Source organism: Bradyrhizobium canariense (assembly GCF_900105125.1).
Lineage (GTDB): Bacteria > Pseudomonadota > Alphaproteobacteria > Rhizobiales > Xanthobacteraceae > Bradyrhizobium > Bradyrhizobium canariense_A.
In genome coordinates, this window is the sequence record NZ_LT629750.1 from 758,498 (window position 1) to 779,088 (window position 20,591).

Sequence of the window (20,591 nt, forward strand, 5' to 3'; positions counted from 1 at the left end):
AGCAAAAACAGCATGTTCAAACGAATTCTGATCGCGAATCGCGGCGAGATCGCCTGCCGGATCATCAAGACCGCCCGCCGGATGGGGATTGAGACGGTCGCCGTCTATTCCGAGGCCGACCGCGACGCGCTCCACGTCGAAATGGCCGACGAGGCCGTCCTGATCGGGCCGCCGGCCGCGGCCGAAAGCTATCTCCTGATCGACAAGATCGTCGACGCCTGCCGCAAGACCGGCGCGCAAGCCGTGCATCCCGGCTATGGATTTTTGTCCGAGCGCGAAGCCTTTCCGCGCGCGCTGGCCGCGGCCGGCATCGTCTTCATCGGGCCCAATCCAGGCGCGATCGCCGCGATGGGCGACAAGATCGAATCCAAGAAGGCCGCCGCGAAAGCCAAGGTATCGACGGTTCCGGGCCATCTCGGCGTCATCGAGGACGAAAAACATGCGGTGAAGATCGCCGACGAGATCGGTTATCCCGTGATGATCAAGGCTTCCGCCGGCGGCGGCGGCAAGGGCATGCGGATCGCGCATTCGAAATCCGAAGTCGCCGAAGGTTTTAGCCTCGCCAAGGCCGAGGCCAAATCATCCTTCGGCGACGATCGCGTCTTCGTCGAGAAGTTCATTGTCAATCCTCGCCACATCGAAATCCAGGTGCTCGGCGACAAGCATGGCAATGTGATCTATCTCGGCGAGCGCGAATGCTCGATCCAGCGCCGCAATCAGAAAGTGATCGAGGAGGCGCCATCACCGCTGCTCGATGAGACCACCCGCCGCAAGATGGGCGAGCAGGCGGTCGCGCTGGCGAAGGCCGTCAATTACGATTCCGCCGGCACGGTCGAATTCGTCGCGGGGCAGGACAAGAGCTTCTATTTCCTCGAAATGAACACGCGGCTGCAGGTCGAGCATCCCGTCACCGAACTGGTCACCGGCATCGATCTGGTCGAGCAGATGATCCGCGTTGCGGCCGGCGAGAAGCTTTCGATCGCGCAGAAGGACGTGACGCTGACCGGATGGGCGGTGGAATCGCGGGTCTATGCCGAGGATCCCTTCCGTAACTTCCTGCCTTCGATCGGACGGCTGGTGAAATATCGTCCGCCGGCGGAAGCCAGCGTCGACGGCATCACCGTTCGCAACGATACCGGTGTTCAGGAGGGCGGCGAGATTTCGATCTATTACGATCCGATGATCGCCAAGCTCGTGACCCATGCGCCGTCACGCGCCGCCGCCATCGAGGCGCAGTCCCACGCGCTCGATGCGTTTTATGTCGACGGTATCCGTCACAACATCCCGTTCCTGTCGGCGCTGATGCACCATCCGCGCTGGCGCGAAGGCAATCTGTCGACCGGCTTCATCGCGGAGGAATTTCCAGGAGGATTTACCGCACGCGCGCCCGAAGGCGAAGTCGCACGGCGGCTCGCGGCGGTCGGAGCCGCGATCGATCATGTGCTCGGTGAACGCAAGCGGCAGATTTCCGGCCAGCTGGGTGGCCGGTTGGTGCAGCGGGAACGTCGCCGCGCGGTTTGGCTGGAGCGCAACGAGATCGCGCTTGATGTCGGGCGCGAAGCCGACGGGATCACGGTGCGTTTTATCGGCGCCAACGGCACGCCGGGACATCCGCATCAGCTGGTCTCGCCGTGGACGCCGGGTGAACCGGTTTGGCAGGGCACCATCGACGGACACGCGGTAGCCATGCAGGTGCGACCGATTGCCAACGGCATTCGTCTCGCGCATCAGGGTTTTGAAGTCCCGGTCTACGTTTTCACCGAGGCCGAGGCGGCATCGGCCCGGCTGATGCCGGTGGTGACGGCGGCCGATACCGGCAAGAAATTGCTGTGCCCGATGCCTGGTCTCGTGGTGTCGATCGCGGTGACCGAGGGGCAGGAGGTCAAGGCCGGCGAAACGCTGGCCGTGATCGAAGCCATGAAGATGCAGAACGTGCTGCGCGCCGAGCGCGACGGTATCGTGAAGAAGATTCACGCGACTCCCGGTGCGACGCTGGCGGTGGACGCGCTCATTCTCGAATTTGCCTAAAGCCGCGTGTTCCGCACTCAGGTCTGCGCGGCTTGCGTAGATCCATCTGCGGCAGAACAGGCGCCAGATAAAAGAGGATTTTGCGATGGCCTTTCGAAAGCGCCGCGACGCCCTGCGTTCGATCCTGTCGGGATCGTCCTGCGTTCATCCGGGGTCGGTCTACGACGCGACCTCGATCCGCATTGCCGAGGATCTCGGGTTTCCGGTTGGCATGTTCGGCGGCTCGGTGGCATCGCTGGCGGTGCTGGGCGATCCCGACATTACCCTGATCACGTTGACCGAACTCGCCGAGCAGATGCGGCGGATGTCGCGCGCGGCATCGTTGCCGGTGCTGGTCGATGCCGATCATGGCTACGGCAACGCGCTGAACGTTCGTCGCACTGTGCAGGAGCTGGAAGCGGCTGGCGCTGCCGGTCTCACCATCGAGGACACACTGCTGCCGCAGGCCTTTGGCGAGGCGAAGGCGCAACTGATTTCGCTCGAGGAAGGCGTCGGCAAGATGAAGGGAGCGCTGGACGGGCGCGGCGATCCTTCGCTGGTCATCATAGGGCGTACGGGAGCCGCCTCGATCACCTCGCTCGAGGACGCGATCAAGCGCGCAAAGGCCTATGAAGCCGTAGGCGTCGATGCGCTATTCTTCACCGGCATCAAAAACCGCGCGGAGCTGGAGGCCATCGCCGCCGCGACAACCTTGCCGATCGTGCTCGGCGGCGCGCCGGAGGAGATCAACGCGCTTGATTATCTTGCCGGACAGCGCGTGCGCATCGCCTTGCAGGGGCACGCGCCGTTCGCCGCGGCGACGCAGGCGGTCTACGAGACCCTCAAGGCGCTGCGCGACGGCCAATCTCCAAAGCATTTGAAAGGCCTCGCATCCTCCGAGCTGACAGAGCGTGTCATGCGTGGTGCGGACATGAAGAAGCGCGGCGCCGAGCTTCTCGGACTCAGGAAATAGGAAATAGATGAACACCGCGATCCGTCAGGTGACGATCCGGGGAAGGGTGCAGGGCGTCGGCTACCGCGCCTGGGTCGAACATCAGGCGCGGGTATCCCGGCTTGAAGGATGGGTTCGCAATCGCCGCGACGGCAGCGTGGAGGCGTTGTTTGCCGGGCCCGCGGATGTCGTGTCCGAGATGATTGCGCGCTGCCGTCACGGGCCATCTTTCGCGCACGTCGATACAGTCGCCGAGGAGCCTGCGGACGCTGACGCACTGAATCTGCGGCTGGCGGGCGACCGGTTTTCGGTATTGCCGACGATCTAAACAAACCGCGTCAAAGCGCGACAAGAACGCGCCGAAATTACCGCGGCAGCTTCGCGATCGCCTGGCTCAATTGGTGGATCTCGTAGGGTTTGCGCAGAATGGGAAAGTCGCCGCGCACATTCAGCGCCGCCTCGCTGTAGCCGGTCGCCAGCAGGATCGGCAGATGAGGGCGGATTTCCCTGAGGCGATGGGCCAGGCCGAGACCATCCATCTTTCCAGGCATGACGATGTCGGAAAACACCAGATCAATCCCGTCATGCTCGATTTCGCGCAACGCCGTCTCGGCGTCGGGCACCCTGCGAACAGTATAACCGAGTTGTTCAAGCAGGCTGGCGCTGACCGAGGCGACATCCGGATTGTCCTCCACCAGCAGCACGGTCCCGCTGCCGTCGGCCTCGGTGGCATCATGATGCTGGATCTTTGGAGCGGCGTTGTCCCGCGGCAGCAGGATCGTGATCTTGGTGCCCTTGCCGAGTTCGCTATCGACCTTGATCGTTCCACCCGCCTGGTAGGCGAAACCGTGAACTTGTGAAAGGCCGAGGCCGGTGCCCTTGCCGACAGGTTTGGTTGTGAAGAACGGGTCGAATATCTTGCTCAGCACATCCGGCGCGATCCCGACGCCGGAGTCCTCGACGCTGATGGCAACGCAGTCGCTGGCATTCGGCAAGGCGGCAACCGCGCTGTTGTGGGCAGCGATCGTGATCGTTCCGCCCATCGGCATGGCGTCGCGGGCGTTGATGACGAGGTTGATCAAGGCGGTTTCGAACTCGGAAATGTCGACGGTGACCGGCCAGACGTCGCGATCGATGTCGAACGCCAGTGCGACCGAGCTGCCAACGCCGGTGCCCAAAACCTCGCGTACGGCTTGGATCCTCGCGGCAAGATCAATCGACTGCGGGTTGACGCTTTGCCGGCGCGCGAATGTCAGCAGCTGACTGGTAAGGGCGGCGCCGCGCTTTGATGCCGCCTCGATGGCGGATATCGCGCGCTGCAGTCTGGCGTCGTCGCCCACGCCTTTCTTCAGGGTGTGAACGCTGCCGCTGATAATCATCAGCAGGTTGTTGAAATCATGAGCCACGCCACCGGTGAGCTGACCCAGCGCGTCGAGCTTTTGCGATTCCGCAAGCTGCTTTTGCATTTGCTCGAGGCGGAGTTGGCTTTCGCGTCGCTCGGTGATGTCGCGGGTGATTTTGGCAAAGCCAACCAGCTCTCCGCCCTCGCGGATCGCGTCAATGATGACGCTTGCCCAGAAGAAGGTGCCGTCCTTGCGGACGCGCCAGCCTTCCTCCTCGTAGCGGCCGTGCTCTTCCGCGATCTTGAGTGCGCGGGCAGGTTTGCCGTTGGCGCGATCGGTCTCGGTGTAGAAGCGGGAAAAGTGCTCGCCGATGATTTCTTCGGGGGAATAACCCTTGATCCGCTGGCCGCCGACATTCCAGTTGGTGACGATGCCGGTCGGATCGAGCAGGTAGATCGCGTAATCGGCAACACCTTCGACGAGAAGCCGGAAACTGCGCTCGCTCTCGAATAAATCCCTGTGTTGCCGGTCTTTTTGAGCCATCAAACCCCCGCCTTGACCGGGCCAAACGCATGGCAGGTAAATTTGTTCCTCCGCGGTGGAACCTTCTCGCAGGTCCGCGCCGGGAGGAAAATGCGGTGAGCGTGCGTATTGCTGTGCATTCGAAATCGTACCCGCTGGGGTGGAAACCAGTCAGCCTGAAAAGACGCGTCAAACCGTAGCTTGGCTCCTGGTCTCCAGCAGGCGGGCCTCCGCCGGGCCAAACACCTCGGTGAAGGCCTGCCGGAGCGCGATATCGAGGTCCATCATAGAGACAGGATGACCCAGATCGGCAAGGCTGGTGACGCCATAACGCGGGTCCACGACGCCGCAGGGCACGATCGCGTCGAAATGCGTCAAATCCGGCTCGACATTGATGGAAATGCCGTGGAACGAGACCCAGCGCCGCAGCCGTACCCCGATGGCCGCGATCTTGTCCTCGAAGCCGGGGCCCTTGTCCGGCCGCTTCACCCAGACGCCGACGCGATCCTCGCGCCGCTCGCCCCGCACATTGAAGGCCGCCAGCGTGCGGATGATCCAGGCTTCAAGACCGGCTACAAAGGCCCGCACGTCGGGCTGCCGCCGTTTCAGGTCGAGCATCACATAGGCCACCCGCTGGCCGGGGCCGTGATAGGTGAGCTGGCCACCGCGCCCGGTCGCGAATAGCGGGAAACGAGCCTCAAGCAGGTCACCGGCGTTGCCGCTGGTGCCCGAAGTGTAGAGCGGGGGGTGTTCCAGCAGCCAAACCAGCTCGGGAGCCTCGCCGGCCGCGATCGCGGCAACGCGTGATTCCATGGCCGCGACGGCCTCGGGATAGGGTACCGGCGCCTCAGATATCCGCCATTCGACCGCGGCCCCGGCCAGAGGCCGCGCAAATGTCGTTAAATCGAGGCTTTGGCGATCATTAACCATTAGCTAACCATAACGTGGTGATCTGGAACTACGCAATTTTGCATCTGTTAGTCCGGGTTCCAGTGGCAACGCTCGATAAAGTAACGGTCGATCTCATGGTGGTCCTCGGGACCACGTCAATGCCCATTCATCAGGTAATGCGCCTGAGCCGTGGCGCCATCATTGAACTGGATGCGACGGAGGCGGACGAGGTCAAGATCCTCGCCAATAACCTTCCGATCGCCAGCGGCACGGTGCTTGTCGATCGCAACCGGATTGCCGTCGAAGTCAAGCAAATGCTGCCGAGGTTGCCGGGCGTTCGGTAGGCGGCCCCGGAGAACTCAGGGAAACGAGGGATCCGGGAATCGAGGGCTTGGCGGCGGGCTGAAACCATCCACCGGCAGGCCTTGTCCCCCCATTCCTGATTTGTTACATCCCGCGCCGTTGATCCGGTCGCGGGACATCTCCCGCGCCGATCCCACAAAAGCGCTCGTGGCGGAATTGGTAGACGCGCTGCCTTGAGGTGGCAGTGAGTAAAATCGTGGGGGTTCGAGTCCCTCCGAGCGCACCACAAAATCGTGCAATGAGGCCTAGCCGGACCAAAAGGGGACGCGAGCGATCGCTATCCGTGGCGCCGTTACCCCGGGCATGATCCCAAAAAGCCGAAACCGGCTTTCGGGAACGATCATGCCCGAGCAGGATAAAGCCGAATCAGGCTCTAGCTCCTCAAGCCGGAATCGGCGTTGGATGCCGAACCGGCCATTCGTTGCCTTGTAACAACGTCGGCGTACATCGACGGACGCGGATTTCGGGCCCGGCGATATACGATCTCGCGACCGGAGTTCTTTGGATCGAGTTGGATCGAGACTAACTGGCTGAACCGATCGGAGCACGCGCATGAAATTCCTGGGCTACGCCTATCGGTTCCTCTCCAATTTCATCTTTCTGGCGCTGGTTTATTACAGCCTGAACTTCATGGAAAAATATCAGCAGCGCGCGATCCTCGCGATCCTCGTGCTGGTCTACGCCGGGATGCGCGCGATGTCGGCGTTTCGTTCGTTTTATTTCTTCCAGCGCATCGAGCGTCTCGAGATCGAGGCGCGTCGATTGGCGGGCATGACCGGAGACGGCCCGGCCGCCAGCGCCTCCCGCAAGCAGGTTATCAGTGACGTCTCGTCTCTTCGCCGTGACGGTGAAATGAAGGCCTATATCGACCTGTTGTTTCTCGCGCTGGTCGTGCTGCTGTGCATTTCCAAGATCGTAACGGATTGAGCCCGTCAGACGTTTCTTTTTTTGACCTGGACCAGATGCTTGAGTGGGGTCCGGCGGCCATGCGCGGCGACGGCTGTTGCCCGGCGGGTCTGGTGAGACGCCGCCATTGATCGTTTGTTTTGACCGGAGACCGGCGTGCCGCGGACCGCGCGGCGGGAATCGGTCGCACTGACGGAGATGGCCTGGGCTTGCGATTCGCGCGCGGACGCTATCGTTGGTTTCGCGGGAGGCGCGAGCAGAGCGACGGCCTCGGCGGTCGGGCGCGGCATTTCCGGGATCTCGAACACGGTCTGCGCCGGAACGGGCAGGGCAGTCGCAGCGCTATTCATGGCAAACAGCGTTTCCCCGCGCCATGGTGCTTCCTGCGGCAGCGGAATGCCGCGCCCGCGGTGGCTCACGCGATCGAATGGCTCCGCCTGCGGCACCAGCTCTCCACCCGTGCCGGCGAAATCCGACAGGGCAGGGACAGCGAACGCATCGGCGCTGGCGAAGACGAAATTGGGTACTTTTGGCCAATGCGAGATCGCTACGGTCTCCAGTGTCGGATGCAACCGCCATTCCTGCGGCTCGGTCGGCGTCGCCGGCCGGTCCGGTGTTGCCGGCACCACATGGACGATGTGGTAGCCACGCGCCTTCAGGGTTGCCAGGATTTTCGGTAACGCCGCGACCGTTCGCGCCTGGATGTCGTGAAGCAGCAGAATGCCTTTTCCCTTGGCCTCGATCCGCTGGATGGCGAGATCATAGACCCGCGACGACGAAATGTGCCGCCAGTCGTCAGCCGGGAAATCGGCGCTCCAGGTCTGGATGCCCTGTGAGGCGAGATAGTCCTCGACAGCCGTAGCCCGCTCCAGGCCGGGAATCCGGAAGAAAGGCCCAAGTGTCTTGTCCGCATCAGGCCCGAGCGCCGCCTTGACCGATGCGATGCCGTCGTCGATCTCCTGTTTGGCGTGCTCGATCGGCATCTTGTTCATGGTGAGCGGATGATCTTGGCTGTGGGTGCCGATGGTATGGCCGGCGTCGCGGAGCTTGCGGACGCCTTCCGGATAGGTCCGGGCCATCTGGCCGATCAGGAAGAAATTCGCTTTCACGCATTGCGAGGCGAGAATGGCCAGAATCTGATTACTGTTGCGCGGCAGCGGGCCATCGTCGAATGACAACACCACCTCGTGGTCCCTGAGCGGCAGGGTTTCGGCATATTGCATGGTGCCGATCCGGGGGTGCTCCCGGGGATCGACCACCAGCGTGCGCGAGGTGCCGATCGCGTCGGGATTGCCAGGGCAGTCGGCGGCGGAGGCCGTCTGCGCGGCGATGCAGGTCAACAGCCCCAAAGACAGCGCGGAGCCTAAAACGGCCCGTTGCCGTGTCCGAGCCCCCACTGACGCCTTACCAATCATGAAACACCGTCATTCCCGTTTGCGTAATCGTCATTACGCGCCGCGCCGTGAACGGCGCCTTAATGATTGGACTTCCCGACGTGGTTTTGGGTTCAAGGGGCGCGGGCGACGCCAGTCCGCGGCGTGGCCGGTACCACGTGGACCACGCTGTAGTGGTTTTCTTTGAGATAACGCAAGAAAGCCGGCAGCATGGCGGCGGTGTGCCCTTTGGGATCGTGCAGCAGGATGATTCCCTTGCCGGCGGCGTTGAGCCGGTCGGTGAGCAGCTTCAATTCCTCGGCGGGGGTCATCGGGTTCCAGTCGCTGGCCCAAAGGTCGGCCCCGAACACGACGATGCCGCGCGATTGCAGCAGATCAAGCGTCGCAGGCGTGCTCTCGAAGCCGGGAAAGCGAAAGAACGGCGCGAGCGGCCTGGTGACGCCGTCGCTGTTCAGCGCCGCCTTCACCGCCGATATGCCGTGATCGATTTGTTCAACGGCCTCACCGGGCTTGATTTGCGCGAGGCTGAAATGCGTCCAGGTATGAGTTCCGACGGTATGGCCTTCGGCTGCGATCCGTCGCACCAGGTCGGGGTGCTCCGAGGCGGGCTTGCCGATCAGGAAGAACGTCGCGTGCACGCATTCATGGGCCAGCGCCGCCAGCACTTTCGGCGTGGTGGCAGGCCAGGGGCCGTCATCGAAGGTCAGCACGACCTCATGATCTTCAAGCGGCAGGGTATCTGGAAAGCTTTTGAGGCCGACCCGTGGCGTTGTGGCGGCATCGACGGCAAGAATGCGCGAGGTGCCGAGCGCGTCCTTGCGGGGACAGTCCGCCGCCTGGGCCGCGACGGTCCATGCCATCGAGACCACAAGGCCGGCCCCCAATGCGCTCATGAGCTTCGGGGTCGATTTAAGCCGCTGGATATTTTTCATTGCGCTTGGTGTTGCCCATTGGGTAATGCGTGAAGCCATAACTCAGACGAGTTCAGCAATTCTGTCAAACCGGTGAGGCGCGGCATGGCCGAGGACGTGGACATTGCCCGACCGGCCGATGCGCCGGTGCTCGACCGTCTCCCGATGCGCGACGAAAATGGCGAAATTCGCCCGGAATTCGTCGAGAAAATCGCACACGCCATTCACGAAGTCGACACCCCGATGCTGCGCGCCATCGTGGCCGAACTTCATGAGGCCGATCTCGGCGATCTGATCGCGGCGCTCGAACCTGACGACCGCGTCAGCCTTGTGGAACTGACCGGCACGGATTTCGATTTCTCGGCGCTCAACGAGGTCGATGACACGGTCCGCGAGGAAATCCTCGAGGAACTCGGACCGGAGACGGTCGCGGAGGGCGTCCGCGAACTGGAGTCCGACGACGCCGTCGAATTGCTCGAGGCGCTCGACGAGAAGGATCAGGAAGAGATCCTGGACAAGCTGCCGCCGGAGGAGCGCGACACGCTCGAGCGCAGCCTGCTTTATCCGGAAAATTCCGCCGGCCGCCGGATGCAGACCGAGTTCATCACGGTGCCGCCGGACTGGAATGTCGGGCAGGCGATCGACTACATGCGCGACACGCCGGACCTGCCGGAGCGGTTTTACGAAATCTATGCGGTCGATAAGGCGAAGCATTGGCAGGGCGCGATATCCCTGGATGCCCTGCTGCGCTCGCGCAGGCCCGTGCCGCTGGCCGATCTGATCGACGAAGATCGCCGGCGCGTGTCCGCCCTGGACGACCAGGAAGAAGTCGCGCGGATGTTCGGCAAATACAATCTGGTCGCAGCCCCCGTTGTCGACACCACCAACCGGTTGGTCGGCGTCGTCACCATCGACGACGTGGTCGATGTGATCGAGGAAGAGGCTGACGAGGACCTCAAGGCGCTGGGTGGTGTGACCAGCGACGAAGAATTGTCCGACAGCGTCCTGACCATTGCCAAGGGCCGCTTCAACTGGCTGCTGGTCAATCTCGCCACCGCCTTTCTGGCCTCTTCGGTGCTGGGCCTGTTCGAGGGGCAGCTCGAAAAGATGGTGGCGCTCGCGGTGCTGGCGCCGATCGTCGCGAGCCAGGGCGGCAATGCCGCGACCCAGACCATGACGGTCGCGGTGCGGGCGTTGGCGACCCGCGAACTCGGCTCGAACAACGCATACCGGGTGGTGATGCGTGAGGCCCTGGTCGGCCTCGTCAACGGGGTCGCATTTGCCATTATCACCGGTCTTGCCGCGATCGCCTGGTTCAGGATTCCCGGACTGGGCGTCGTGATCGGGCTTGCGATCATCTGCAACCTCGTTGCCGGCGCGCTCGGCGGCATTCTGATCCCGATGGTACTGGAGCGGGTGCGGGCCGATCCGGCGGTGGCGTCGGGCACCTTCGTTACGACGATTACCGATGTCGTCGGCTTTTTCTCGTTTCTCGGTATCGCAACGCTGTGGTTCGGGCTGAATTAAGCCGATCGACCGGACGGCGTATCGTTAATCGGACCTTAACAGCTATCGGCGATACTTCCGCAAGCGCGGGGTAGAGCATGCAGCGGTTGCGGCTGAAAGCAGACGGGCGGATCGTCGAATTGCGGGACGGGCAGGAGTTCCCGCTGGCCCCGCTGGCGCCTTCCGCTATGCCGGTGATGACTTCCGCAGTCCCGGAAGAGGCAGCGCCATCGCACGGGGTTCGCGACCTTCGCCGGCGGGCTCAGCTGACGCAACTGGAATTCGCCGCCCGGCTTGGCGTTCCCGTCGAAACCATCAGGAACTGGGAGCAGGGCAAACGCATGCCACGCGGACCGGCGCGGGCGCTGCTTGCCGTGATCGCCCATGCACCCGACACCGTGTTCGCCGCTTTGGCGACGGAACCATCCCCGGCCTGAGTTGGCAGCGCGGTCCCTGAGGGACATAATGGGCTCGACCATTCGAGTCTCTGCTCATGCTGTTCGTCGAGGCCAACGGCGCGAAAATCCCAGCGATCGGGCTGGGGACCTGGGAATTGCGCGGGCGAGCCTGCGCGCGTCTGGTTGAGCAGGCCCTGAGGCTCGGTTATCGCCATATCGACACCGCGCAGGTCTATGAGAACGAACGCGAGGTCGGCGACGGCCTGCGCGCGTCCGGGATCAAGCGCGACGATGTGTTCGTGACCACCAAGGTCTGGACCACCCATTTCGCGCCTAACGATCTCGAGCGGTCTGCCAAGGAAAGCCTGAGCAAGCTGCATTTGTCCGAGGTCGATCTGTTGCTGCTGCATTGGCCCAATCCGCGGGTGCCGCTGCAGGAAACGCTGGGCGCACTGGCACACGTCAAGAAATTCGGTTTGGCGCGACACATCGGGGTCTCGAATTTCACCGTGGCGCTGATCGAAGAGGCGGTGGCCGCCTGTTCGGAGCCGCTGGTATGCGATCAGGTCGAATTCCATCCTTATCTCGATCAGACCAAGGTGCTGGAGGCCTGCGCGCAAAACGGCATGGCGGTGGTGGCCTACAGTCCGGTCGCCAAAGGCCGGATCAAGAACGACCGGACGTTGGCCCGGATCGGACAGGCCCACGGCAAGACCGGCGCGCAGGTCTCCCTGCGCTGGCTCGTGCAACAAAATGTTTCTGCGATACCGCGGACGTCGCGGGTCGAGCGGTTGTCGGAAAACATCGACATCTTCGACTTCGAACTGTCGGACGAGCAGATGCGCCAGATATCCGCCATGGGAAGCGCCAAGGGCCGGCTCACCGATTTCGGTTTCGCGCCGAAATGGGATTGAGATATGCTGCTTGCGGGCTGAGACGATCAATGTGATCAAATACGGTGGAACCGCGACAGATCATAAGCTCGGGCATCACGGCATCGGCGATCGCGCATCTGTCGTTTCTGATGCTGGTGATTTTCTTTACCGAGGTCCATCCGTTCGGTTCGGTCACGGCTGAATCCATCGCGGTCGATATCGTGACGCCCGATGAGGTGACAGAGAAGAAGCCGGACCCGCCTCCCGTGCCAAAACAGCAACCTTCCGATTCCTTTGACCTTTCCTCGAAGGCGGCTCCGAGTTCGCCGCCGCCGGATGCTCCGCAAGACGCTGCAACCAAGCCGCAGCCGCAAAAACAGGCCGCGCTGACGCCAGCGAGTTCCGTGCCAAATCCTGCGCCAAACCCAGCGCCAAGTGCAGATCGAAGTCCGACGCCAAGTCCTATACCAAGTCCTGATCAACAGCAGGCAGCCGTACAACAGCAGCCGCCATCGGCGTCGCAATCGCCTGCCTACATTCCGGCGCAACCCGATCTTTCCATCAAATACCACGTGCTGCTCGGTCTGCCCCAGGACAGACCCGGCGACGGCTTCGACGCCGTGGCAACGCGGAAGGCCGAAATTGCATCCGGGCCCATCGCGGAGTTTCGCAGCCATCTCAAGACGTGCTCGAGGCTGCCTGAATCGGTCTCTCCCTCCGACAAGATCGCGATCAAGCTGCGAGTGTTCATGACGACGGACGGAAGGCTCGCGGCAAAGCCGATGCTGATCGAGGCCAGCGCATCCGCAAAAGGACCGGCCCTGATGCAAAGTGCGATCAATGCCCTGCAGGCGTGCGAGCCCTATGCGATGTTGCCGGCGGATAAATACAACGAATGGAGGGTGCTCGATCTCAGCTTCACGCCGCAGGATTTCACCGGCGCGTCTTGAGGCGAGGCCTCTCGGCGAGAGCTTTGCGAATGGCGGGTTGTACGCGCGCCGAGCGGCATGGCATATGACGGCGGCTCAAAGGAGGATTTCTTCGCATGGCGCTGAAGCTTGTCATCGGCAACAAGAATTATTCATCCTGGTCGATGCGGCCCTGGCTGGCGCTGCGCGCCAGCAACATTGCCTTCGATGAGGTGTTTATCCCGCTTTATACCGGCGAAGCCGACAAGAAGCGGATTCTGGCTTTCACGCGTTCAGGCAAAGTACCGGCGCTGGTGGATGGCGACATCACGGTCTGGGATTCGCTGGCCATCATCGAATATGCAGCGGAACGCTTTCCGGAAGCGCGGCTGTGGCCCGAGGACCGTGCCAGCCGCGCCCATGCCCGTTCGATTTCGGCGGAAATGCATTCGGGGTTTGCGGCGCTGCGCAACGAATGCGGAATGAACCTGCACCGGCCAGTCGGAGCCATCACGCTGTCGGCCGATGCGCGCGACAACATTGCGCGTATTGAGCAAATCTGGATCGAGTGCCGCGAACGTTACCGAAAATTCGGGCCGTTCCTGTTCGGAGCCTTTAGCGGAGCCGACGCCATGTACGCGCCGGTGGTGCATCGCTTTCGCACCTATGCGATCGAGCTGGCGCCGGAAGCACGGGTCTATATGGATGCGATGATGGCGTTGCCGGCCTTCCAGGAGTGGACTCGCGCGGGCCTCGCCGAAACCATCGTGATCGAGAAGTTCGAAACGGTGTAATCCATCCGTTGCGGCATGCGCCGGCTGTCATGATGTCTTGACGGACCGCCGGTAAAGCGGTCTGAATTCGAAAACCGACCTGACGCGAAAGGGCTATGACGATGGGAATTCTTGATTCACTGGAAAATTCGCCCGCGTTCAAGGGCGCGCTTGGCCAGCTTGAGGGCGCCGTGCTCCCGGTTGTCCTGAGCGAAGTCCTCGGCAATGGCAGCCAGGGTGGGCTTTCCGCCATCGTCGCCAAGCTGCAGCAGGCCGGCCTTGGCGATCAGGTCAAATCCTGGATCGGTAACGGCCAGAACCTGCCGATCACCGCCGAGCAGCTGCAACAGGTGCTGGGCAGCGACACGGTCCGGCAATTGGCCGCGCGGTTCAATATCCCGGTGGACCAACTGTCCCAGATCCTGGCGCAGCAACTGCCCAAGGCCGTGGACGGCGCCAGCCCGAACGGCCAGCTTCCGCCTTCAGCCTGACCTCCGGGGCGTCGCTCCAGGCCGCCGAACGCGAATTCCGGGGGAACTCGCGGAAAAAGACCTATCGCACTGAAAAACCTGCAAAATCCGCGTATTTGCCATGTCCGGATGATGCTGGCCAAAAAGACCTGCGCCGTGGTAGGTCTTTTTTGGGGTTTTCAGCCGGCCGCTGCTGCGGGACCGTGAGCGCGACCGGCGTTCTGCACGTAGGAGAAGGGCGTTGAAGCACAAATTCACCGTTGGAGAGACCGTCTATTTCACTGCCAGCAATGTTGCCCGTCCAGCCGCCACCGGCACCTATGAAGTGGTTCGCCTGCTTCCGACCGACGGCGACGACTGTCAGTATCGGATCAAGAGCTCGACCGAGGCTTTCGAACGGGTGGCCAAGGAAAGCCAGCTCGCCATCTCCTAAAACGATCTCGCGCCTGAGCAGGTGGAACGGTTCCTGTTTCACCCGCCGTTAAAAGGCCCTGTTCGCCGAACCATTCTGCACAAGCTTCAGTGAGAACGGCATTCACTTTCGGTGAATACGTTTTATGCTGCGTTGAGGGACATCGCGCATGAACTGGGCCTCGGCAACATCGTTCGACCAAACCTGGCGCTCGCCGGCTTTTCCAATGTGGCTCACACTGGCCGCGGCGGCTTTCTTTGGAATCATTGTCCTTATCACGCTGTTCCGCGCCGAGAAGTCGGTCGCCAACGGTGCGCTGACTGTCATCACGCTGTTGGCGGTCGGCGTCGCGGTTGCCGCGACCATTCGCGGATTCGGCCCTGAGGCTACGTCCGCCGAGATCCTTCAATCGCCTCCGGCGGTGAACGCCACGCTGCCCGCGCTGTCCTGCGTCGACGACCTCGCCGGAGAAACCGTTTTGACGGCGTGCGAAAAGGTATTGTTTGGCTCGGCTGAGTCCGCGGCCGCGGCGGTATCCTATGCAGCGTCCCGGCTCACCCAGCTGACGTCATTCGGTGACGTCGCCACCGCCGACAAGAAGATGACGCCGGAGCTGCAGGCGATCCGCCGCGCGATTGAGCGCGACCGCTATGGGTTGGTGGCCTATGTGCTGCTGACCCGCGACCATTGCACGCCATCGGAATGCGCCGCGTTCCGTTCGCTGCCGGATCACAATCAGATCGTGGCGAACATGGACGAGCGGGTCTATGACGGTCTGATCGCGCGCTACGCGCTCTTGTGGAACGCGCCTGCTGTGGCCGCAGGTCCTGTGGCCGCAGGCGGAGCCGTAGGAGCGCTCGCAGCACTTCCGCCGTCGGTGCCCACCGGCAGGCCCACCAATGCCGATTTTCCGAGCGCGGCCTCAATCCCGCCTGTCAGCATCATGTCGCCGGAGCCGGGCACGAAGGCCGCGCCAGCGACGCCATCCCCGCCGCCGCGCGCGCCGGCAGCGACCGCAAACGCACCATCGCCACCGCGCCAGCCTCAGGCGACGGCTTCGATCCCGGCCACGGCTAAAAAGCCCGCAGCAAAGCCGCGTACAGCCGCACCCGTTCAGATCACGCCCGCGACGCCTGCAGAGCCCGCGGCTGCGCCTGCGGCTGCCCCTGCGGCCTCAAACGATTGATTCTTCCAAACGCGGTTGCCGATCGCTAGTTTGGAAAGCCAGGAACTTCAGAAAGAATTTCAAAAGTAATGCCGCTTCATCTCATCAAGCTTGCCGTCGGATGTGATTCCGTAAAGCAGCTGAAAAGCTGGGTCGCCGAGCGGATGCGCACCGCAAAGCAGAAAGGCCTGCCGCGTCACCATATCCACATCACTCGCATGACGCCGAAGCGCGACGAAGAGGTGCTTGCGGGCGGCTCGCTATACTGGGTGATCCGCGGTGAAATCGCGGCGCGTGAAAAGATCATTGCGATCGAGCCCTTCCGCGATCGCGATGGCATCGGACGATGCCGTCTGGTCATGCAGCCCAAGGTGATCGCCGTGATGCCGCGGCCGATGCGGGCCTTCCAGGGCTGGCGCTATTTCGCCGATGGCGATGTGCCACCGGATCTCGGTTCCGTGGGCGCCGGCGTCGCGGCGATGCCCGAGCCATTGCGGCGCGAATTGCGCGATCTGGGGCTGCTGTAACGCATACGGGGCCGTTCGCGTTACAGCGCCGAGGCGGTGACGATCCGCAACCGAACCCATTCGGAGGGCGGCATTTCGATTGGACGCCGGGATTCTGAATTCCTGTCGACGATATCGAGCAGCTCCGGCGCAACGCCCATGTCCCGCAGATACATGCGGAACTGTTCGCCAAATTGTGCAGTCAGGCCTTCGCCGTTCGTCGGACACGTTGGGCGCTAAACGGTTGCGGATGAACATGCCGGTCAGGATCATCTTGGTGCCGGGCGGCAGGCTGCGGTGGATGCCTCTGGCCAGCATCAGCACGCAGGCGAGTTCGCAGCGCGCGTCCGGCAAGTTCATCTTCGCGTCGAGCGGCCCGCCCGGACGCTTGAGCGCAAAGCATTCCGCTTCGGTTTTCCCGCTACAGGCTTCGACTTCGGTCGTTCCCACCGTCGTGTCCATGCCGCGGTCGCGCAGGATCCAGCCAAGGCTGACCGCGACATTGAGATTGGACTCGCCCCAGCTATGGATGATGACGGGAAGCTTGCGCCCGGCCTGCCGGTCGAGGATCGCGAGCAGCCGCTTGTAGGTATCCCATTGAACGGTTCCCTCGGCGGCGATCCATTCCGAGCAGCCCTTTCCGCACGAATCGGCCGCACCGCGTGCGACGTAAAAGATCATGGCGTCGGGCGGTGAACCGATGCCGCCGACCGGCGGCCGCTGCGGCATCTGCGCCTGTGCAAAACCGGCGGCAACCAACATCATCAGCCCGCCGGAAATGATCGTGCGTACGGACAACGCGCCCATGCCGGTAGCCCCCGAGCAAATTCCCCGCGGCGATATTCCATCCGGAAATAGCGCTGCGCAAGTATGCGCGCCCCCTAAACCGCGACGTTGTCGATCAGCCGGGTTTTGCCGAGCCTCGCCGCCACCAGTATCCGCATCGGGCCGTCGTTGACCGAGCCGATCGGGGCCAGGGTTTCGGCGTGGCGCACCTCGAAATAGTCGAGCGTGAAGCCCGCGGCGACGATCATTTCGGCGCCACCGGCTATCGCGGCCTCGGTATCGTCGCCCGCCCGCAAGCGCCGGACGCTTTCCTTCATGGCCCGGTACAGCACCGGCGCCATCTGCCGCTCTTCCGGGGACAGGTAGACGTTCCGCGAAGACATCGCGAGGCCATCGCGCTCGCGGACGGTTCGCGATCCCGTCACTTTGACGCCAAGGTCGAGATCCCGGGCCATCTGCGTGATGACCCGCAACTGCTGATAGTCCTTTTCGCCGAACATCGCGAAGTCCGGCCGGACCTGCGTGAACAGCTTGCCAACCACGGTGGCGACGCCGCCGAAGAAATGCGGCCGAAAACGATCCTCGAGGCCGGCGGTAGCCGGACCTTCCGGCACGATGCGCGTGGCAAAGCCGTCCGGGTACATCACCTTGACGTCCGGATTCCAGATCAGGTCGACATCCTCGGCTGCGAGCCTGGCGACGTCGGACTTCCAGGTGCGCGGGTAGGAGCCGAAATCCTCCGTCGGCGCGAACTGGGTGGGGTTCACGAAGATCGAGACCACAACCTTCTTGGCGCGGCGCTTGGCCAGTCGAACCAGAGACACATGGCCGTCATGGAGCGCTCCCATGGTTGGGACCAACGCGACCGTGGCCTTTCGCAAGCGAAGGCCATCGAGAGCGCGATGCAATGCGGGGATCGTGCGGGCGATCATGGGACTTCGCGACATAGGGACTCGATCTGTAAGGTTGAGACGACCAAGGTTGAGACGGCCGGCCTTTGCCGGCGGCGGGATGCCAACCCTATCAAGGCCAGTGCTCTCTCGCCAAGCGGACTGTCGGCGATTCGATCTCGGTCATCCGATTCCTGGATCAAGGTGCGCGCCTGTTCGTTGCGCATCGAAGCTGCAACCGCGAATTTCGCGCGCGCGATTCATGATTAAGACGGACAATCAATGATTGAATGCCGTCGTCGCGCATTTCACTTGACCGCAGTCGCGCGTGATTTGAAGATGCGTGCAGGGGACGTGAAATGCTGGTGCAGACTACCCAGGGGCAATCAGGCTCAGCCCATGTCGTTGTGCTGGGCAATGAGAAGGGCGGTTCGGGCAAATCGACCACCGCCTTGCATATCGCTGTCGCGCTGATGAAGGCCGGCCAGCGCGTTGCCACCATCGACCTGGACTGCCGCCAGCAAAGCTTCACCCGTTACATCAATAACCGCCGCGCCTGGGCGCGCCGCACCGGCCTCGATCTCGAAGTTCCCGTGCATTGCTGCATCAAGCTCGGCGAGACCATGCAGATCGCCGACAACGAATCTTCCGAGTTGCAGCAATTCACGGAAGCCGTCAGCGCGGTGGAACGGACTTTCGATTTTCTCGTGATCGATACGCCGGGTTCCGACAGCTACCTGATGCGGCTGGCACATTCGATGGCCGACACCCTGGTGACGCCGATCAATGACAGTTTCCTCGACTTCGACGTGTTGGGCACCGTCGACCCCGCCACCTATTCGGTGACCGGCGAGAGCCACTATGCGGAGATGGTGCGGGACACAAGGCGCAAGCGCCGTCAGCTCGACGGCGCGAGCTGCGACTGGATCGTGGTCCGCAACCGATTGTCGATGCTGGGTTCGCGCAACAAGCAACTGGTCGCCGACAGTCTCAAGGATCTGTCGTTCCGGCTTGGCTTCCGGGCAATCGACGGTTTCGCCGAACGCGTGGTTTATCGCGAATTCTTTCCCCGCGGGCTGACCGCGCTCGACGACCTCGACGAGGCAACTTTGGGCACCCGTCCGAGCATGGGTCATGTCACCGCGCGCGAGGAAGTCACCAGCCTGCTGCGTGAGTTGAAATTGCCTCTGGATGAGCGGGGCCGGCGCCGGGCGGCCAATCGGGCCGAATGGTTCAGCCAACTCGACAAGCCGCTCGAAGTGCACGACATCATCGGCGCTTGATTCTATAGTATGATATTACCGTAAGTTTAGCCTGGCTCGGCATTCCCAGGTGGAATCGAACCGCCAAAGGCGGTTTTCACCGGACTTTTACGTAAAACCTGAACCCGACCTTCATTCGGGGCGTCTCATAGTGACTTGCAGGGAAGGGGATGTGTTTGCACGCCTGATTGTGCATTTGCACAATAATAGGGTGCGTCGCACAACGTTCGGGCGGCCAATTCACAACATTTAGCCTTCCTGTCACGTAGCCGTGACGTATATTGAACAAAAGGGACCGCAGAGTTCCGAAAAATTGGGATGGCCCGTAGAGGCCAATGCGTCGAGGACGAACATGAAACGTGGAATAGCCGTTCTGCTCTCTCTTTGCGTGTTGATGACCGCCGCGTATTTCACCGCGAGCAAATGGGCCATCCGGCACGAGACCATCACTTTCATTGATCCGGCGCGCGACAACCGCCCGGTTGCGGTGGACGTTGCTGTTCGGCGCGACAAGGAAATGCTGGCCGATGCCGACATGATCATGTTGCCGGTCGCGATCCTCAATCATGGCAACACCGTCAAGTTCACCGAATACTCGTTTCTGGCAAACGTCTTCGCCGCCCGCGGCTACCTTGTCGTCAGCATTCAGCATGATCTGCCGACCGATGCGCCGATGGTGACGAATGTCGGTGAAATCTATGTCGGACGCTTGCCGCAATATCAGCGCGGCGTAGCCAATATCAGGTTTGCCGTCGACCAGATGAAGAAGCTCGAGCCGAATGCGGATTACGATCATCTGACCATGGTCGGGCATTCCAATGGCGGCGACATCTCGATGTATTTCGCCAAGATGTATCCCGATGAAATCAAGAAGGTCGTCACGCTCGACAACCTTCGCGTGCCGTTCATGACCGACGGCAAGTTCAAGATACTTTCATTCCGCTCAAAGGATCCGGTGTTCAAGCCCGATCCCGGCGTCGTACCCGACGAAGCGATCTGCGAGAAATCGGGCATCACGGTCGTACAGACCAGCTATCAGCACACCTGGATGAGCGATCGCGGGCCTGATGACGCCAAGGCGAGCATTGAGGGCATGCTCGACAAGTTCCTCGAAGACGACAGCCCGCTGAGACCGGTCAATACCGATATGCCGAAGATCACCGAGCCGGGCCCGGTTGCGCTTTACGCGCCGGTCAAGAACTGACGATCGGCGTTACGGGTTGATCCAAATCTGACTGTTGGCGGCGCGCGGGGCGCCCCTTCAGCGCATTGACCGTTGCCTGGTCTCGCTCCACATAAGCTTGCGGCAATCAGCGAGCGCTTATGTCCGGCGAACCCGTCAAACCGAAAT

General features: G+C 62.2%; 23 protein-coding genes and 1 tRNA gene. 18 read left to right on the forward strand and 6 right to left on the reverse strand.

Annotated features, from left to right (window positions below; all coding sequences use genetic code 11):
• Positions 1-12 precede the first annotated feature (12 nt).
• The 3 genes from BLV09_RS03790 (at position 13) to BLV09_RS03800 (ending at position 3,287) form a co-directional block, all read left to right on the forward strand.
• Positions 13-2,028 (forward strand): acetyl-CoA carboxylase biotin carboxylase subunit, encoded by a 2,016-nt coding sequence (locus tag BLV09_RS03790; RefSeq protein WP_146686363.1) that lies wholly within the window; start codon positions 13-15, stop codon positions 2,026-2,028.
• Positions 2,029-2,113: 85 nt separating this feature from the next.
• Entirely contained in the window at positions 2,114-2,980 is an 867-nt protein-coding gene (locus tag BLV09_RS03795) for an isocitrate lyase/PEP mutase family protein (RefSeq protein ID WP_146686364.1), read from the forward strand.
• Positions 2,981-2,987: 7 nt separating this feature from the next.
• Positions 2,988-3,287, forward strand: coding sequence for an acylphosphatase (locus BLV09_RS03800; RefSeq protein WP_146686365.1), 300 nt, complete (start codon positions 2,988-2,990; stop codon positions 3,285-3,287).
• 37 nt (positions 3,288-3,324) lie between these two features.
• Here the strand turns inward: BLV09_RS03800 and BLV09_RS03805 are convergent, their stop codons facing one another.
• Together BLV09_RS03805 and lipB are read right to left on the reverse strand one after the other, a co-directional pair.
• Positions 3,325-4,845, reverse strand: coding sequence for a PAS domain-containing sensor histidine kinase (locus BLV09_RS03805; RefSeq protein WP_146686366.1), 1,521 nt, complete (start codon positions 4,843-4,845; stop codon positions 3,325-3,327).
• 168 nt (positions 4,846-5,013) lie between these two features.
• Positions 5,014-5,754 (reverse strand): lipoyl(octanoyl) transferase LipB, encoded by a 741-nt coding sequence (lipB, locus tag BLV09_RS03810; RefSeq protein ID WP_146686367.1) that lies wholly within the window; start codon positions 5,752-5,754, stop codon positions 5,014-5,016.
• A 62-nt stretch (positions 5,755-5,816) separates the two neighbouring features.
• Between lipB and BLV09_RS03815 the strand changes: the two genes are divergently transcribed.
• The 3 genes from BLV09_RS03815 (at position 5,817) to BLV09_RS03825 (ending at position 7,005) form a co-directional block, all read left to right on the forward strand.
• Positions 5,817-6,059: a FliM/FliN family flagellar motor switch protein gene (locus tag BLV09_RS03815; protein ID WP_100382330.1), complete on the forward strand. Its 243-nt coding sequence runs from the start codon at positions 5,817-5,819 to the stop codon at positions 6,057-6,059.
• Between the two features lie 160 nt (positions 6,060-6,219).
• A tRNA-Leu gene (locus tag BLV09_RS03820) sits at positions 6,220-6,304 on the forward strand.
• 326 nt (positions 6,305-6,630) lie between these two features.
• Positions 6,631-7,005: a hypothetical protein gene (locus BLV09_RS03825; RefSeq protein ID WP_100382329.1), complete on the forward strand. Its 375-nt coding sequence runs from the start codon at positions 6,631-6,633 to the stop codon at positions 7,003-7,005.
• 5 nt (positions 7,006-7,010) lie between these two features.
• Here the strand turns inward: BLV09_RS03825 and BLV09_RS03830 are convergent, their stop codons facing one another.
• Together BLV09_RS03830 and BLV09_RS03835 are read right to left on the reverse strand one after the other, a co-directional pair.
• Positions 7,011-8,399, reverse strand: a complete 1,389-nt coding sequence (locus BLV09_RS03830) for a polysaccharide deacetylase family protein (RefSeq protein WP_146686368.1) — start codon at positions 8,397-8,399, stop codon at positions 7,011-7,013.
• Positions 8,400-8,491: 92 nt separating this feature from the next.
• Positions 8,492-9,310 carry a polysaccharide deacetylase family protein gene (locus tag BLV09_RS03835; protein ID WP_146686369.1) on the reverse strand — a complete coding sequence of 273 codons (819 nt, stop codon included), beginning with the start codon at positions 9,308-9,310 and terminating at the stop codon, positions 8,492-8,494.
• An 84-nt stretch (positions 9,311-9,394) separates the two neighbouring features.
• Here BLV09_RS03835 and mgtE point away from each other — a divergent pair, with 84 nt between their 5' ends.
• The 9 genes from mgtE (at position 9,395) to BLV09_RS03880 (ending at position 16,323) form a co-directional block, all read left to right on the forward strand.
• Positions 9,395-10,816: a magnesium transporter gene (mgtE, locus tag BLV09_RS03840; RefSeq protein WP_146686370.1), complete on the forward strand. Its 1,422-nt coding sequence runs from the start codon at positions 9,395-9,397 to the stop codon at positions 10,814-10,816.
• Between the two features lie 77 nt (positions 10,817-10,893).
• Positions 10,894-11,232, forward strand: coding sequence for a helix-turn-helix domain-containing protein (locus tag BLV09_RS03845; protein WP_146686371.1), 339 nt, complete (start codon positions 10,894-10,896; stop codon positions 11,230-11,232).
• 56 nt (positions 11,233-11,288) lie between these two features.
• Entirely contained in the window at positions 11,289-12,107 is an 819-nt protein-coding gene (locus BLV09_RS03850; protein WP_146686372.1) for an aldo/keto reductase, read from the forward strand.
• Positions 12,108-12,151: 44 nt separating this feature from the next.
• Entirely contained in the window at positions 12,152-13,018 is an 867-nt protein-coding gene (locus BLV09_RS03855; RefSeq protein ID WP_146686373.1) for a hypothetical protein, read from the forward strand.
• Between the two features lie 95 nt (positions 13,019-13,113).
• Positions 13,114-13,770: a glutathione S-transferase family protein gene (locus BLV09_RS03860; RefSeq protein WP_146686374.1), complete on the forward strand. Its 657-nt coding sequence runs from the start codon at positions 13,114-13,116 to the stop codon at positions 13,768-13,770.
• Between the two features lie 101 nt (positions 13,771-13,871).
• Positions 13,872-14,240, forward strand: coding sequence for a YidB family protein (locus BLV09_RS03865; protein WP_100386923.1), 369 nt, complete (start codon positions 13,872-13,874; stop codon positions 14,238-14,240).
• 220 nt (positions 14,241-14,460) lie between these two features.
• Positions 14,461-14,652 (forward strand): hypothetical protein, encoded by a 192-nt coding sequence (locus BLV09_RS03870; protein ID WP_100382321.1) that lies wholly within the window; start codon positions 14,461-14,463, stop codon positions 14,650-14,652.
• A gap of 148 nt (positions 14,653-14,800) precedes the next feature.
• The gene (locus tag BLV09_RS03875; protein ID WP_146686375.1) at positions 14,801-15,817 is read left to right on the forward strand and encodes a hypothetical protein; all 1,017 of its coding nucleotides are present in this window, start codon (positions 14,801-14,803) and stop codon (positions 15,815-15,817) included.
• A 68-nt stretch (positions 15,818-15,885) separates the two neighbouring features.
• A complete protein-coding gene (locus tag BLV09_RS03880) occupies positions 15,886-16,323 on the forward strand; it encodes a DUF1489 family protein (RefSeq protein ID WP_100382319.1) in 438 nt (145 codons plus the stop codon).
• Positions 16,324-16,343: 20 nt separating this feature from the next.
• Here BLV09_RS03880 and BLV09_RS38430 read toward each other — a convergent pair whose 3' ends face one another.
• Positions 16,344-16,478, reverse strand: a complete 135-nt coding sequence (locus BLV09_RS38430) for a hypothetical protein (RefSeq protein ID WP_283806832.1) — start codon at positions 16,476-16,478, stop codon at positions 16,344-16,346.
• A gap of 121 nt (positions 16,479-16,599) precedes the next feature.
• On the opposite strand from BLV09_RS38430, the gene BLV09_RS37840 reads away from it, so the two are divergent.
• Positions 16,600-16,998 (forward strand): hypothetical protein, encoded by a 399-nt coding sequence (locus BLV09_RS37840; protein ID WP_244548959.1) that lies wholly within the window; start codon positions 16,600-16,602, stop codon positions 16,996-16,998.
• A gap of 185 nt (positions 16,999-17,183) precedes the next feature.
• Here BLV09_RS37840 and panC read toward each other — a convergent pair whose 3' ends face one another.
• Positions 17,184-18,035, reverse strand: a complete 852-nt coding sequence (panC, locus tag BLV09_RS03890) for a pantoate--beta-alanine ligase (protein ID WP_146686376.1) — start codon at positions 18,033-18,035, stop codon at positions 17,184-17,186.
• A gap of 302 nt (positions 18,036-18,337) precedes the next feature.
• On the opposite strand from panC, the gene BLV09_RS03895 reads away from it, so the two are divergent.
• Both BLV09_RS03895 and BLV09_RS03900 read left to right on the forward strand, forming a co-directional pair.
• The gene (locus BLV09_RS03895; protein WP_100382317.1) at positions 18,338-19,261 is read left to right on the forward strand and encodes a division plane positioning ATPase MipZ; all 924 of its coding nucleotides are present in this window, start codon (positions 18,338-18,340) and stop codon (positions 19,259-19,261) included.
• Positions 19,262-19,592: 331 nt separating this feature from the next.
• Positions 19,593-20,444: an alpha/beta fold hydrolase gene (locus tag BLV09_RS03900; RefSeq protein WP_146686377.1), complete on the forward strand. Its 852-nt coding sequence runs from the start codon at positions 19,593-19,595 to the stop codon at positions 20,442-20,444.
• Positions 20,445-20,591 lie beyond the last annotated feature (147 nt).